The sequence below is a fragment of the Bifidobacterium margollesii genome (assembly GCF_002860355.1).
Classification (GTDB): domain Bacteria; phylum Actinomycetota; class Actinomycetes; order Actinomycetales; family Bifidobacteriaceae; genus Galliscardovia; species Galliscardovia margollesii.
This window is the reverse complement of the sequence record NZ_NMWU01000028.1, coordinates 43,621-58,798: the sequence shown is the minus strand read 5'-3', so window position 1 is coordinate 58,798 and position 15,178 is coordinate 43,621. Positions and strand designations below refer to the sequence as shown.

The following is a 15,178-nucleotide window of genomic DNA, read 5'->3' as shown; positions in this document are numbered from 1 at the left end:
AGGAGATCGTCGCCTGGGACGTAAGCCGGCGTCCCGACCTCGCCCAGCAGCGAAGGCTGCTCGCCATGCTCGAGGACCGTCTGCCCGAGGGCGTCGATCCCGTGCTCCACAGCGACATGGGATGGCAGTACCAGCACCGGTGGTGGCGCGACCGTCTCGCGGAACTGGGCATACGCCAGTCCATGAGCAGGAAGGGCGACTGCATCGACAACGCCGCGACCGAGCAGGTGTTCGGCCATCTCAAGGACGAGTTCTACACCGGCCGCGAGTTCGCCTCCTACGAGGAGTTCGAGACCGGTCTGAACGAGTACATCATCCACTGGAACACCAGACGACGCCAGAGACGGCTGGAGGGACGCACCCCGGAGGAATTCCGGAGTATGTCCCTCGCAGCCTGATCAGGTACCCTTAATAAACCGCGTCTAACAATTGGGGCGCAGTTCAGGAAGGCTGTCTGTCACCTCATCAGTCAGCTTTGCTGACAGCTTCCCCTCAAGGGGAAGCCGGATATAGAGGAAACCGGGTATAGGGGTTATAGGGGGAACCGGGCGAAAAAAGAAAGGAGAGGCGCCGGTTTTAGAAGGGGGATGATTCCGGCGCCTCTCAGGGGACGGAGCGGGTTGGGGGATGCTCCATCCCATTTATCTCAGAAGCTGTAATGATGGGGGAAGCTCCTGAGTCCTTACTCGCGGCAAGTTATGTATTCCCCACTTACACGAGGCCGTTAGGCCATGATTTATGCATAATACTAACGCGAATACCGGGGAAGGATGTATCGGCGTGTTCCGTGAAGATGTCGGATTTTCGGCTCTCGACGCCGATGAAAGAGCCTCCTGTCAGGTTCGAACTGACGACCTGCCGCTTACAAGGCGGCTGCTCTGGCCAACTGAGCTAAGGAGGCTGACTGCTTGTTCACGGTTCGCGACCGTGAACGAAGCAAGTATAACGAAACGTTGGGAAAACCGACAACTCCGCTGATGGCCGCGGAGCTGCCGGCGACTGTTCGGCGGATGACCGGCGGCCAGTCAGTCATCCGCCGAACAGTCGATCAGTAGGTCAGTTCGGTTCCGGTGCCGATCGAGGGCAGGGTGCCGGCTTTGCCGACCGCGGAGGCGTCAAGACCGATGGCCTTGAGCAGGCCGGTACGCATGTCGGTGGAACCGAGCTTGTTGCGGTCCCAGTACTCGCCATTGACGGTGATCGTGGGCGTGCTCATCTGACCCTTGAGCTGGCCGCTCCGGTTCCACAGTTCCGAGCGCAGCGGGGTGAAGGTGCTCATGGCGGAGAGCCAGCTCTTGTACTGGTAGTCCTCATCGGTGGCCCTGGCCGCCACGGATTCGCTCACCCCGGCCGCGACCGCCTGCTGCTTGATGTCGGCGTTGGAGACGGGCTGGTAGTCGCTTTCATTGGGCTGGAAGTCCTCGGCGTACATCAGTTCGATGAACTTCAGCAGATGCTGGGGTTCCGCCTCGGCGATCTCAATGGCCGCATTGCCTGCACGGGTGGAGTATTCGTCGGTGGAGTAGCGGTCCATGAAGGCCATCGGATGGATTTCGAGATTGATCTGGCCGGCGTCGACCATCTGCTGATAGGTGGTGCCGAGCTGGCGTTCCATCGCACCGCATCCCGGGCACATGAAGTCCATGTACACCGCCACGGTGGGCACGTCCTTCACCGGCTTGTCGAGACCGTTCTTGGAGATCACGAATCCGCCCTTTTCTGTGGAGTGGGCGGGCTTGGGCTCGGCCTTCTGCACGGCGGACCATGCCGAATTGTATTCGCCGGCGTCCTGAGTGGGGTGGTTCGACCTCCAGATACCGAAGCCGATCGCACCGAGGACAATCGCCACCACGACCACCACGGCGATGCCGATGATGGTCTGCACGCGGCGATCCTTTGCTGCCTGTTCGGCGCGGGCCTTGGCTGCGGCCTCCGCGGCTGCCTGACGCGCCTTGCGGGTCGCGGGCTTTCGCTGACTGTTCTTCCCCTGTGCGGTGTTCTTCGAGTTGTTGGTGTTCCCCGTGTTTCCAGCCATGATGTTCCCCGGAATATCCTTCATTTCTTCGGATGTGTGATTCGCCTCCGATAGAGGACCGCCGAACGTGATGCGAATAGACATCCGGCCGGCGACTGCGGTTCAGTATAGCGAGACAGGGTAAATAAATGGTGATGATCGGCCGTATGACTGGACGGTTATGCGACCGGCCGATATTGGAAGCCGTTCGTCGACGGGCTTCAGGACAGCACGAGCGGCGACCAGTCGATGCTGTTGTTGGCGAGGATCAGCGCTATGCCGGTCAGGATCAGTACCGCCCAGATGATCGTCAGCGTCCAGTTCCGGCGGCGGGCTGACTGCACATTCTCATCCGAAACAGTGAAACCGTTTTCATCCTGTCTATCGTCTGCTGGGTCGCTGAATCGCCAAGGGGGTTTGGGGGAGCCGTAGGCGCCTCGCACGGCTCCCGCCCCAAGCCGGGCCGTTCGGGAATATGGTCCCAGTGCGGCCACGGACCACGACGCTGCCATCGACAGGAACAGCATCAGACCGGATGCGGATAGCGGCACGTCGGCTGCAACCGGAATGCGGATGTCGAATCGGGCGATCGAAATCACGAAATCGGCGCTGATCAGGTTCAACGCCACGGTGAGGAACGATGACAGCGTTAGCAGAATCACGACCATCAGCAGTGCCGGTCCGATCGCCAGTGCGAGTCCCTTCACCAAATGCCAGGGGAGAGCACCGATGATCCACGCGCTATCGGTGCTTTTGCGCTCGCCGCCGCGTTTGGCTTCGCGTTTCAGCTGCGATCGTGTGGAAAGTCCCAGTACGGTGAACGCCCACAGCAGGAACGCGGCTGCAATCGCGCCGCCGAACGGAGCGGTGGCGGCGAACAGACACAGCGGTACGGTGAGCAGCATCAGCAGCGAACGGCCTCGCGGCATGTACCAGGAGGTCATGGCGCCTTCGTGATCGTACGAACCGTCGTACGGTACGGGGTTGATGTCTGCGGGAGGTTCGGTATACACCGGAGCCGGGTATTGCGGTTCGGCATAGTCATCCGGCTCTTCCAGTGGCGTCATGTCTTCCAGTGGCGTCATGTTTTCCAGTGGCGCCATGACGGTCGTCGCCTCCGGATCGGCTGGCGGTGGCGACGTCATGACGGAGGACTGGGCCATTCGCGGGCGTGGCGGTGCCGGTATCGCTGCCGATGGCGCCGTGACGGACTGCGCTGATGCGCTGGGCGGCAGCGGCACGCGAGATATCGGCACGGTTGCGCTCAGCGGGCGAATGGCCGGCGCCGCTGCGATCCCAGCCTCCGCAGCCGGTTTCGCCGGTGCCGGAATGCTGGCTTTGGTGACGATCTGCGTGCCGAGCGGCATGCCGTCGTTGGGCAGACCATTGCTGCCGATCGTTTGGTCGTTGGTTGCGCGGTTGTTGGTTGCACGGTCGACGACCATGTGATCGTTGGGTACGGCCATGGTCGGTACCGCGTCGACCGGCATAACCGATGTTTTCATCGGCGACTCGTCGGAATCGGGAGTCGGGTTTTCGCTGGCGGCCGTATGCAAGGCCACCGTGCCCAAATCATTCGCATGGGCACGCGGATCGAAGGTCCGAGCCTTCAACGGCATGGTGGCCGCAGCATTGGTGAAGGCGGCTGCGTCGGCCCGTTCATCCTGTTCCTTCCAGAGGGTACGGGGATTATCGGGGTCGGCGGAATTTTCTCCAAAAGGGCGCACCGCCCCCTTGCCGTTGCCGGTCTCACCGTCGGTCGAACTACCTGTCTTATTGGTACCGCTATCGGTGGCGGGGGTGGTCTGACCTGTCAAGCTGCCACCGATCGCCGGAAAACCGCCGGAACTGATCGGCGGGACGGCGTCGCCGCCGTCTCCGAGCGCCGTATTGATGAAGGACGGCGTATACACGGAATCGGTGGGACCGGTGACGGCCGTGCTTCCGGAAGCCGGTGCGCTGGACGGCACGTCATCGGCGGTGTCGGTTGCAGCGGCTCCTGCCCCGGCCTCCCCGATGCCGGACAATGCCGACGCTGCCGAGAACGACCACAGTTCGGGAGTAAGCGCATCCCGTTCGATCGTCTGCAACAGTTCCAGCGGCGTGCACCGCTCATCACGGTTCGGACTGAGCGCTCGACGGAACGCAGCCGTGGTGCGAGGCGGCAACCCGGCCAGATTCGCATGGCCGGCCGCTGCACGCTCCAGCACGGCCATCATCGGTTTCGTGCCGAATACCGGGCGGCCGGTGGCGGCGAACGCCAGAACCGCGGCCACACTCCACCAGTCGGTCGCCTCGCTCGACTCCACGCCGTCGATGATTTCGGGGGCGATGAATCCCGGCGTACCCATCACCAGACCGGTACGGGTTACATGGCTTTCACCCTCTCCCATCGCAATGCCGAAATCCACCAGTACCGGGCCGGTACGGGAGATCATCACATTGGTCGGTTTGATATCACGGTGAATAATGCCGGCCCGATGCACGGCCGACACCGCGTCGATCAGCTTACGCGCCAAACGCTCCAGATCACCGGCCACATACCGTCCGTTCGCGGCTACATCCTCACGCAGATTCTTGCCCTCGATCAGCTCCGTGACGATGAACGCCAGCGAATCATCAAGCTCCATATCCACGATCTGGCACACGCCGGGATGATTCACCCGTCGCAGCGCGGCCGCCTCGCGCCGCAGGCGCTCGCGGGCCGTGGCCTTGCTGGTCTCGCCGGTACGGAATCCGTTCGCAGACGTGCGCGCGGTGTCATCCTCGCCTGCGGGCTCGTCGTCCACCAGCGAATCGCGCAGAATCTTCATGGCGTATACGGTGCCGCCGTCGTCCTTCACCCGCCATACGGAGCCCATTGCGCCGCCGCCGAGACGGGAGATCAGCGTATACCCCCCGACCAGACTTCCCGCTTCCAGATTCAACGCATTCAAATCAGTCATGCCGCCCATTGTGGCACCCGCTTCCGCCGGCCGATTGGCATTCGGAGACTTCGTTGCATAAGTTTCGCGGTCTGTTCGGATGAGGGCGTATGTTCCCGGTGGCCACGTATTATGGCCACAACGTCGTCATACGGTTTTCGTGGAGGTCGATATGGTCGAAAATCCGCTCGTGTCCGTGATCATCCCCGTATATAAGGTGGAGAAGTTTCTGGACGAATGCGTGACGAGCGTGACCGGGCAGACGTATCGGAATCTGGAGATCCTGCTGGTGGACGACGGCTCTCCCGACAACTGCCCGGCGATGTGCGACGCATGGGCCGAGAAGGACGAACGGATTCGTGTGATTCACAAGCAGAACGGGGGGCTTTCGGATGCGCGGAACGTCGGTTTGGCGCAGTCCACCGGCGAGTACGTATACTTTGCCGACTCCGACGACACCGTCGATCCGCACCTCGTTGAGGATTGCCTCAAGGCCTTGTCACAGTATGACGCTGATCTGGTGATGTTCAAGTTCGACACGATTTCCGAAAACGGTCGGACCCTGCTGAGCGATTACAAGCACAACGATTTCGACGATGTGCGGCTCCTCGCCCCACAGGAGGGTATCAAGGCACAGGTGAAATCGGAGATCGACGGATATTTCTGGGCGTTCCTCGCCCCGGCGGCCACGTACAAGGATCATGATTTCTCGTTCCCGGTAGGGCGGAAGATCGAGGACATGGCCCGCATCTGCAACGTGATCGGCGAATCGACGCGCATCGTGCGCATTCCGAAGGTGCTGTACCACTACCGTCTGCGGCAGGGGTCGATCACGGCCACGCTCGACCCGAAGCTGAACCGGGATTGGCGACGGGCCGCCGACGATCGCGAGGAATACGTGGAAACGCGGTATCCCGAGCTGAAATCGTTCATGAAGATGCAGCAGCTGAACTTCTTCGCCAACCTGGACTATGAAACCATTCGCCAGTCGATCATCACGGGGCTGAAGATCGACCCCGAGGACGCCGATGCGATGCGACGGAGAATCGAGGGGCTGACCCGTGATGTGGAGGGCGGCGACGAGGAGATGCCGCAGGCCACTCGTGAGCTGCTCGAACTGCTGACCCGTTCGATGGACGAGGCGGTGGACGACGTGAAGGACAACTTCCGGGACGTGCGCGAATACTGGCATCAGCTGCGCGCGGGCTGGGCCGCGAAGGCTGCGGAAAACAAGGCCGAAGCGGAAACGCGAGCCGAGGAAAAAGCCGAGGAGAGGGCCCGACGCAAGGCGCTGAAGGAGGCCACGCAGCCGGGGTCCGGCTTGAGTCATGCCGATATGAAGGCGTGGGAGGAGGCTTGGGACGAGGCCTGAAATCAAGCCTGGCACCCTTTTCGGGCCGGCGTGTCGTAGTGTACTGTTGGGAAGTGGCTCATCGAAGAGAATCTTCAATCGCCAACAATGCAGTTAGTGGTGACGTGGACCCAAAGCGGGGAACGCAATCCAACAACGGTAATAACTCAATAACAACATACCCACCCCTTTTACAACGGATCGTCTGGCACGTACCTGCCAGTGAAAGGAAATGATCAACCATGGCAGAAGTGATTTTTGACCATGTCACCCGTATCTACCCGGGCAACGACAAGCCTTCGGTCGATAATCTGAATCTTGACATCAAGGATGGCGAGTTCCTCGTACTCGTCGGCCCCTCCGGCTGCGGCAAGTCCACCACGCTTCGTATGCTCGCCGGTCTTGAGGAAGTGAACAAGGGCCGTATTCTCATCGGTGATAAGGACGTCACCAACATGCAGCCGAAGGACCGTGACATCGCCATGGTCTTCCAGAACTACGCACTGTACCCGCACATGTCGGTGGCCGACAACATGGGCTTCGCTCTGAAGATCGCCGGCACGCCGAAGGAGGAGATTCGCAAGCGCGTTGAGGAAGCCGCGAAGATCCTCGATCTGACCGAGTTCCTTGATCGCAAGCCGAAGGCCCTTTCCGGCGGCCAGCGTCAGCGTGTGGCCATGGGCCGCGCCATCGTCCGCAAGCCGAAGGTCTTCCTGATGGACGAGCCGCTCTCGAACCTCGACGCGAAGCTTCGTGTGCAGACCCGTACTCAGATCGCCGCTCTGCAGCGTCAGCTCGGCGTCACCACCCTGTACGTGACCCACGACCAGACCGAGGCTCTGACGATGGGCGATCGCATCGCCGTCATCAAGCTTGGCATCCTGCAGCAGGTCGGCGCTCCGACCGAACTGTACGATCGTCCGGCCAACGTGTTCGTCGCAGGCTTCATCGGCTCCCCGTCGATGAACATCAACGTGCACCCGGTGGTCAACGGCCAGGCCAAGATCGGCGACGACACCGTCGATCTGCCGAAGGACGTCGTGGCCAAGCTAACGCCGGAGGACGATGACAAGATCGTCGTGGGATTCCGTCCCGAAGACGCCACTCTCGCCGGTCCGGACGACGCCAACGCCTTCAAGCTGCACGTCGCCAACGTTGAGGACCTCGGTTCCGACGGTTACATCTACGGCACCATCATCACCGACGGTTCCGCCGCCGAACAGGCCAGCGCCGTGATGTCCGATCAGGACAAGATGACCACCGTCCGCGTGAACCCGCGTCTGCTGCCGAAAGTCGGCGACACCGTGCGGATCAAGATCGATCCCGCCAAGATGCATCTCTTCTCTCCGAGCAGCGAGCTGCGTCTGAACTGATAACACGTCGGCATCGAAGGTTTTTGTGGGATTGCCTTTGGTGCCGATAGGTGAGGCAGGTCCCCTCTCTTCCTCTCTCATTTGCCTCACCGCAGAAAAGTAGCCCCGCAGCCAGTGCTGGTTGCGGGGCTTCCTTTTGCCTCCCCCCCCCCGTTCGTTCCCATCTACTAAGTTGGTGCTTATGGAAAACGTGGAATTGGACCCCAGACTCGTACAGGCCACCTCGGTGAAATCCGCCGATCTACCGATCAACGCGGCCCTGTCCGGTACCGGCATCGTGGCCGGAGGCAATCGTCCGGCCCAGCCGAAGGCATTGAAGATCACCGCGGCCAGCTCGAATCCGAAGATGTTCACGCTGCCGTGGCATAAGCCGCTCGCCCAATGGCCCGACGAACTGCTCGCCAACCTGCCTCGCGGCATCTCCCGCCACGTCGTGCGTTTCGTGCGCGTGGGGCACGACGTCTACGCGATGAAGGAGATCACCCAGTCGGTGGCCGAACGTGAATACGAGCTGCTCCGTCAGTTGGAAAAGATCGACGTGCCGTCGGTGAAGCCGATCGCCGTGGTCACCGGTCGTCATGATCGAGATGGCAATCCCTTGGAGGCGATCCTCGTCACCCAGCATCTGAAGTTCTCGTTGCCGTACCGTGCGCTGTTCGCCCGCAATCTGCGCGACGACACCGCCGACCGACTGATTGACGCGCTCGCCGTGCTGCTGGTCCGTTTGCATCTGATCGGCTTCTACTGGGGTGATGTGTCGCTGTCGAACGTGCTGTTTCTGCGCGATGCCGACTCCTTCGCCGCCGTGCTGGTGGATGCCGAAACCGGCGAACTCTACCCGCAGCTCACCGAAGGACAGCGCGAATACGACATCGATCTGGCTCGCGTGAACATCATCGGCGAGCTCATGGATCTGAGTTCCGGACGTCTGCTGCCTTCCGATGTGGATGAGGTGGAGGTCGGCAACCGGCTGGTGGAGCGCTATCATTCGCTGTGGAGTGCGCTGACCGACGTGGAAAGCTTCAGCCCCGATGAGATGTGGAAGATCGAGAAGCGAGTCAATAAGCTCAACGAGCTCGGTTTCGACGTGGATGAGCTGGAGATGGACACCGACGAGGACGGCAATCGCGTGCGCGTGCGTCCCCGCGTGGTCGATGCCGGATATGCCTCCCGCAAGCTGCTGCGGCTCACCGGTCTGGACGTGCAGGAGAATCAGGCCCGCCGACTGCTCAACGATCTCGACGCCTACCGTGCCTCCACCTGGCGGCAGGGCGAGGATCTGGAGATCGTGGCCACGGACTGGATGCGCGAATCATTCGAGCCCACCGTGCGGATGATCCCGAAGGAATACCGGTCGCAGATCGAACCGGCGCAGTTCTTCCACGAGGTGCTGACCCACCGTTGGTATCTGGCCGAGAAGGTGGGGCATGACGTGCCGATGGCCGAAGCCGTGCGCAGCTACATCGACAATGTGCTGCCGCAGTACAAGCTTGATGCCAAGGTGATGGACGCCATCAACGCTGATGCCGATGCCGGTGTGGTCGACGACGTTTCGACCTATGATGACGCACCGGCGGACGGTTCCGATCCTGACGGCGACTACAATCCCGACGATGATCCCGATGCGGCCGTCTGGGCCAGCTGATCGGGAAGGAAGGTTGGAAGCGGAACGGTTCCTCCGCTTCCAACGAACGCTGTTGCGTGATTTATTGGGCGTTGGTTTGCGGTGCTGCGGCTGCGGTCGCGGCTTCTCGACGGGCGCGATCCACGGCGTACAGGCTGATGCCGGCGGCCACGGAGGCGTTCAGGGATTCGACCATGGAGCTGATCGGGATGCCGGCGATCGAATCGCAGGATTCGCGGACCAGACGGCTCAGACCCTTGCCTTCGGAGCCGAGCACCACGATCAGTGGATCGGTTTCAAAGCCGGTTTCGCCGACCAGCGCGTCGCCGCCACCGTCCAGGCCGACGGCATAGTAGCCGCGCTCCTTCAGACTTTCGATGGCCTTGGTGAGGTTCACCACGCGGGCCACCGGCATGTGGGCCGCGGCGCCGGCGGAGACCTTCCATGCCGCGGCGGTCACCGAGGCGGAACGACGTTCGGGCAGGATCACACCGTTTGCGCCGAATGCGGCGGCGGATCGGATCACCGCGCCGAGATTCTGCGGATCGGTAACGCCGTCCAATGCGATGAACAGCGGGCGAGCCTTGATTCGCGCGGATTCGGAGGCGGCGTTCATGGCCTTGGCCTTGCGATCGGCGCGGTCGACCAGATCGGCCAGCGACGAATATTGGAACGGCAGTACCTTGAGCACCACACCCTGATGGTTGGAGCTGCGGGCGATGCGATCCATTTCCAGACGGTCGGCTTCCAGCAGGTGCAGTCCGCTCTTGGTGGCCAGCTGCACGATCTCACGAGTGCGGTCGTCGTGCTCGATGCGGGCCGCCAGATACAGTTCCTTGGCCGGTACGCCGACTCGCAGCGCTTCGACCACCGCATTGCGGCCGATCACCAGATCATCGGAATCCGACGTGAATTTCGCGGCGCGACGCTTGGCCGCCAGTCTCGGATCGGCCATCTTACGGCGATCCGCCGCCTTCTTGGCCCGGTACGCCTTGTGATATACGCGATCTTCGGCCTTGGGCGTAGGGCCGTACCCGCGTAGCTTGTTACGATGCTTTCCTCCCGACCCCTTGGTCGGTCCTTTCTTCAATGCCATAGATTCCATTGTCCCACAAGGTATTCCGTGCGGAGGGTCTGGGCGGAACCGGAGTCGAAGACGCTTTTATATCTTTTATAAGTTTTTATAAGTTTTTATATTTGACGTTGGTCGCTACGGAATAATTGGCCGGCGTCAACGCCGTTGTTGGCGCCGTGCTTTGATTATCCGGCGTGCGGAAAACGGTTGCAATGGACACGTTTCGGTGGGTTGTCGTATCGGTTGCAGCACGGTGATCGATCCTCAACGAAAAACGACATGTTGTTGAAATGTGTTTGTCGCATTGCCAAACCATGCCCGATACAATGCGAATAACCGCCGCGGTTTCGCGGTGGGATGGCATCCGCACAGTTTCACGGCGCGACCGTTTTCGGCCGCCGAAAACTGACTACTCTGCGGCGGAACCAAGGGGAACATCATGGAACCCAACACTCACGCATCATCGTTCTCACGTGTCCATGCTGCCGGCGAATCCGGTCAGCTTGACAACAAGTCTGGCGGCGCCGATATCGGCACTGACACCGATATCGAGTATTCGGATGACCCATCGCTGGTCGCCCCGCAAACCGTGGCCGAAGCGCTGCATACCGATCTCGACAACGGTCTGACCGCCGAAGAAGCGGGCCGACGCTTGACCAAACATGGCCCCAACGAGCTCGTCGGCGCGCCCGCAATGCCGAAGTGGAAGAAATTCCTGGCCCAGTTCAACGATCCGCTGGTGTACCTGCTGCTCGGTGCCACGGCAATCTCACTGGTCGCCTGGCTCATCGAGCGGGCGAACAATCCCGCCGAAGCCGAAAAACTGCCGTTCGACTGCATCGTGATCGTACTGATCCTCATCGTGAACGCGGTACTCGGCTACATGCAGGAGGCCAAGGCCGAGCAGGCCGTCGCGGCGCTTTCCCGCATGGCCGCCGCACACGCCACGGTACTGCGCGACGGTCAATCCGTCTCCATCCCCACCGCCGACGTGGTGCCGGGCGACGTGGTGCTGCTGTCCGAAGGCGATACCGTCGCCGCCGATGGCCGACTGTTCGCCGCGGCCGCCTTGCATGTGGCCGAAGCCTCGCTTACCGGCGAATCCGTACCGGTGACCAAGAACGTCACCACTCTGCCCGAAGCCAAGGCGCTCGGAGATCGGGCCAACATGGTGTTCAACGGCACGTCGGTGACGCAGGGCACCGGCCGATTCGTTGTCACCGCCACCGGCATGAACACGCAGGTGGGCAAAATCGCCGACATGCTGTCCGCTCAGAAGGAGGAACCGACGCCGCTGCAGAAGGAGATCGCGTTCGTCTCCAAGGTACTCGGTCTGGCGGTGTGCGCCATCGCCGTGCTGGTGCTGGCCTTGCTGGCGATCGTCTACGGATTCAACTCCACGCAGGATGTGATCGAATCCCTGCTGCTCGCCGTCTCGCTCGCCGTGGCCGCGGTCCCCGAAGGATTGGCCGCCATCCTCACCGTCGTGCTCGCGCTCGGCGTGCAGCGTATGGCCCGCCACCATGCCATCGTCAAGAAGCTCTCCTCGGTGGAGACACTGGGATCGGCCTCGGTGATCTGCTCCGACAAAACCGGCACGCTCACCCGCAACGAAATGACCGTGCAGCGCGTGGTCACCCCATCCGGCGAAGTTGCGCTCACCGGCACCGGATACGAACCGATCGGCGAAATGACCGCCGTGGATGGGACCGAACTGCAGGTCGACGATCCCCGTCGTACGGAAGCCGGCAGAACGCTATTGATCGGAGCGACCGCCAACGACGGGCAGCTGAGCGACGATCAGACCGACGGTGGGCATGCGATCATCGGCGATCCCACCGAAGTGTCGCTGATCGTGGCCATGCGAAAGACGGCGGTCCGCGGCCTTTACGGACGAACCGATCCCGCCGCGAGATATTCCCGTGTGGCCGAAATCCCCTTCACCTCGGATCGAAAGCGCATGACGGTGATCGCCGCCGACCATGACGATGACGATCATCTGGTCGCACTTGCCAAGGGAGCGCCCGACGTGCTGCTCGGCTACTGCGACCGCATCGAAGTCGCCGGGCAGGTCCGTCCGCTGACTGACACTGACCGTGCGGGGATTCTGGCCGCAGTCGAGCGTCTTTCCGATCAGGCGTACCGTACGCTCGGCGCCGCATACCGGCCGTTGGGCGTGACGCGAATCGGACAGATCCCCGGACTGGAGCAGGCCATCGGGCCGAATGCCGAAGCCGGAGACGCGCCCGCCGCCGATGTCGCCGATCATCCGGAGATCATCGAGCGGGAGATGATCTGGTCGGGCATGGTCGGCATCATCGACCCGCCGCGAACCGAGGTGCGCGACGCCGTGACCGAAGCACACGCAGCCGGCATCCGTACGGTGATGATCACCGGCGACCACCCCCTTACCGCCGCCCGCATCGCCAAGGATCTCGGCATCATCGAAGAATCCGGGAAGGCCATGACCGGCGATGATCTGGATCGTCTTGCGCCTGCGGAATTCGATTCGGCCGTACGCAGCGTCTCCGTCTACGCGCGCGTGGCCCCCGAACATAAGATGCGGATCGTGGACGCTCTTCAGACTCAGGGGCAGATCGTGGCCATGACCGGCGACGGCGTGAACGACGCGCCGGCCGTGAAATCCGCGGACATCGGCGTGGCCATGGGCATCACCGGCACCGAAGTGACCAAGGAATCCGCCAAGATGATCCTGACCGACGACAACTTCGCCACCATCGTGGCCGCCGTGCGCGAAGGCCGGTCGATCTTCGACAACATCCGCAAGTTCCTGCGGTACCTGCTCAGCTCCAACGTGGGCGAGGTGTTTACCGTGTTCGGCGGCGTGATGCTCGCCGGATTCCTCGGCATCGCCGAGCCGGGTGCGGACAGCGTAACCGTACCGCTGCTCGCCACCCAGCTGCTGTGGATCAACCTGCTGACCGACGCCGCGCCCGCCATGGCGATGGGCGTGGATCCGTCCACCGAAAACGTGATGAACCGCGGCCCCCGCAAGCTCACCGACCGTGTGATCGACGGACGCATGTGGGGCGACGTGATCGTGGTCGGTCTGCTGATGGCAACGGTGACTCTGATCGGCATGGACCTGTACCTGCCCGGCGGACTGCTGACCGACGACTCGGCCATGGGAGTGGCGCACGCCGACCAGATCGTCATGGCTCGGACGATGGGATTCACGATTCTGGTGTTCGCGCAGCTGTTCAACGCGCTCGCCGCCCGTTCGGCCACGCAGAGCGCCTTCAGGGGCATGTTCGCCAACCGCTGGCTGTGGGGGGCAATCGCGCTTTCCGTGGCGCTGCAGCTGCTGGTGATCTACGTGCCGGTGCTCAATACCGCGTTCGGCACCACCCCGCTTGATCCGCATCAGTGGCTGGAATGCCTGGGATTGGCCGCGCTGGTGCTGGCCGGCAGTGAGATCTACAAGATTGTGCTGCGAGTGGCCGGCCGGCGGGCGTAGCCTTCGGCGCGGCATTATTTGGCAACGGAACTTGAACGTTCATATGGATGTGGAATAATCGGCTTAGACAAAGCTAAACGAACAGTATCGCACATCATGCGTGTGACGAGGTCGGATGCCGTCGCGATCGACGTGCATGCGACCCCGTCACGCCTGCAAGGCGATACGCGGACGGCATGGTAGCCGACGTATCAGGCATCAGGGGGCGATCCTATGGTCAGCATTCGCGATGTGGCGCGCAAGGCCGGCGTCTCTCACCAGACGGTGTCCAACGCCATCAACTCTCCGAATATTGTGTCCGCGGCCACGCGAGCCAAGATTCAGGCGGCCATCGAGGAGTTGGGGTACAAGCCGAACGCTTCGGCCCGGCGTCTGCGTTCCGGACGCAGTGACGTGGTGGCCGTGGGCATCGCTGCGGGCAAGCATCGCGCGCCTTCGCCGATCTTCGATGAGTTCCTGCATCTGCTGGCCGCTGAGGCCAACGTCGACGGCAAGCAGATCATGCTGTACCCGCGCATCGATGAGGCCAGTGAGATCCAGCACATCGAAAGCCTGATGGAACAGTCCGACGTCGATGCGATCGTGCTGAACGAACTGGAAGTGGCCGACGGTCGCCCCCGCTGGCTGATCGAGCATCATCAGCCGTTCGTGCTGTTCGGCAGGCCGTGGAACATTCCCGAGGAGGAGGCCGCACGGATTCCGTGGGTGGACGTGGACGGCTACAGCGCGATCAAGGAGATGACCCACCGGCTGATCCGGGCCGGACGTCGTCATATCGGCTATATCGGATGGAATACCGGTACCGGAACCGCACTGAACCGGTATGCCGGCTGGCATGATGCGCTGGTTGAGGCCGGTTTGGTGGTTTCGCAGTCCGCGGAGCGGGAGCGATATGGCGAATCTCCGCTAAGCTCCTGGGCGATCGGCACGATCGAGGCCATGCGGGCCGGTGAGGAGGCGGCGGCCGAACTGTATGCCCGGCATCCGGAGTTGGACGCCATCGTCTGCCCGTCCGACAATCTTGCGGTCGGTGCGCTTTCCAGCATCAGTCATATCGTCAAGCATGCGGTGATCGACGGCAATCCCAACGTCGCCATGCTTTCCCGCCCGGTATGGGTCACCGGATTCGACGATTCCGCGTTGGCCAAGGCGTTTTCGTTCCCGTCGATCAGGCAGCCGCTGGACGTGGTGGCGCGCGAGCTGCTGCGGATGACGCGGGATGTGCTCGACGGCAAGCCGGTTACCGACGACGAGCAGTGGCATAAGCTGCTGCAGCCGGAACTGGTATGGCGCAATTCTCCGTATGAGGAGAATTGACCGGCCGTGTGGATCGGCCGGC

8 protein-coding genes, 1 tRNA gene and 1 pseudogene are annotated in these 15,178 nt (G+C 62.1%); 6 read left to right on the top strand and 4 right to left on the bottom strand.

Annotated features, from left to right (window positions below):
- Positions 1-398, top strand: a 398-nt coding sequence (locus Uis1B_RS08220; RefSeq protein ID WP_165782806.1) for an IS3 family transposase, incomplete at its 5' end; no start/stop codon positions are given.
- A 429-nt stretch (positions 399-827) separates the two neighbouring features.
- Here Uis1B_RS08220 and Uis1B_RS08215 read toward each other — a convergent pair.
- The 3 genes and pseudogenes from Uis1B_RS08215 to Uis1B_RS12490 all read right to left on the bottom strand — a co-directional run.
- Positions 828-901 (bottom strand) — tRNA-Thr (locus tag Uis1B_RS08215).
- A gap of 147 nt (positions 902-1,048) precedes the next feature.
- Positions 1,049-2,035: a DsbA family protein gene (locus Uis1B_RS08210; protein ID WP_101617301.1), complete on the bottom strand. Its 987-nt coding sequence runs from the start codon at positions 2,033-2,035 to the stop codon at positions 1,049-1,051.
- 2,027 nt (positions 2,036-4,062) lie between these two features.
- Positions 4,063-4,968, bottom strand: a pseudogene (locus tag Uis1B_RS12490) (serine/threonine-protein kinase); the annotation flags it as partial.
- Positions 4,969-5,110: 142 nt separating this feature from the next.
- On the opposite strand from Uis1B_RS12490, the gene Uis1B_RS08200 reads away from it, so the two are divergent.
- From Uis1B_RS08200 to Uis1B_RS08190, 3 genes are all read left to right on the top strand, one after another.
- Complete coding sequence (locus tag Uis1B_RS08200) at positions 5,111-6,310, top strand: glycosyltransferase family 2 protein (RefSeq protein WP_101617292.1); 1,200 nt, start codon at positions 5,111-5,113, stop codon at positions 6,308-6,310.
- 221 nt (positions 6,311-6,531) lie between these two features.
- A complete protein-coding gene (locus tag Uis1B_RS08195; protein ID WP_101617290.1) occupies positions 6,532-7,662 on the top strand; it encodes an ABC transporter ATP-binding protein in 1,131 nt (376 codons plus the stop codon).
- Positions 7,663-7,843: 181 nt separating this feature from the next.
- Positions 7,844-9,307, top strand: coding sequence for a DUF4032 domain-containing protein (locus tag Uis1B_RS08190; protein WP_101617288.1), 1,464 nt, complete (start codon positions 7,844-7,846; stop codon positions 9,305-9,307).
- A gap of 61 nt (positions 9,308-9,368) precedes the next feature.
- Here Uis1B_RS08190 and rlmB read toward each other — a convergent pair whose 3' ends face one another.
- Positions 9,369-10,382, bottom strand: coding sequence for a 23S rRNA (guanosine(2251)-2'-O)-methyltransferase RlmB (gene rlmB / locus Uis1B_RS08185; protein ID WP_101617286.1), 1,014 nt, complete (start codon positions 10,380-10,382; stop codon positions 9,369-9,371).
- 418 nt (positions 10,383-10,800) lie between these two features.
- On the opposite strand from rlmB, the gene Uis1B_RS08180 reads away from it, so the two are divergent.
- Both Uis1B_RS08180 and Uis1B_RS08175 read left to right on the top strand, forming a co-directional pair.
- Positions 10,801-13,839 (top strand): cation-translocating P-type ATPase, encoded by a 3,039-nt coding sequence (locus tag Uis1B_RS08180; RefSeq protein WP_101617284.1) that lies wholly within the window; start codon positions 10,801-10,803, stop codon positions 13,837-13,839.
- A gap of 213 nt (positions 13,840-14,052) precedes the next feature.
- Positions 14,053-15,156 (top strand): LacI family DNA-binding transcriptional regulator, encoded by a 1,104-nt coding sequence (locus Uis1B_RS08175; protein ID WP_101617282.1) that lies wholly within the window; start codon positions 14,053-14,055, stop codon positions 15,154-15,156.
- The last annotated feature ends 22 nt before the right edge of the window (positions 15,157-15,178 follow it).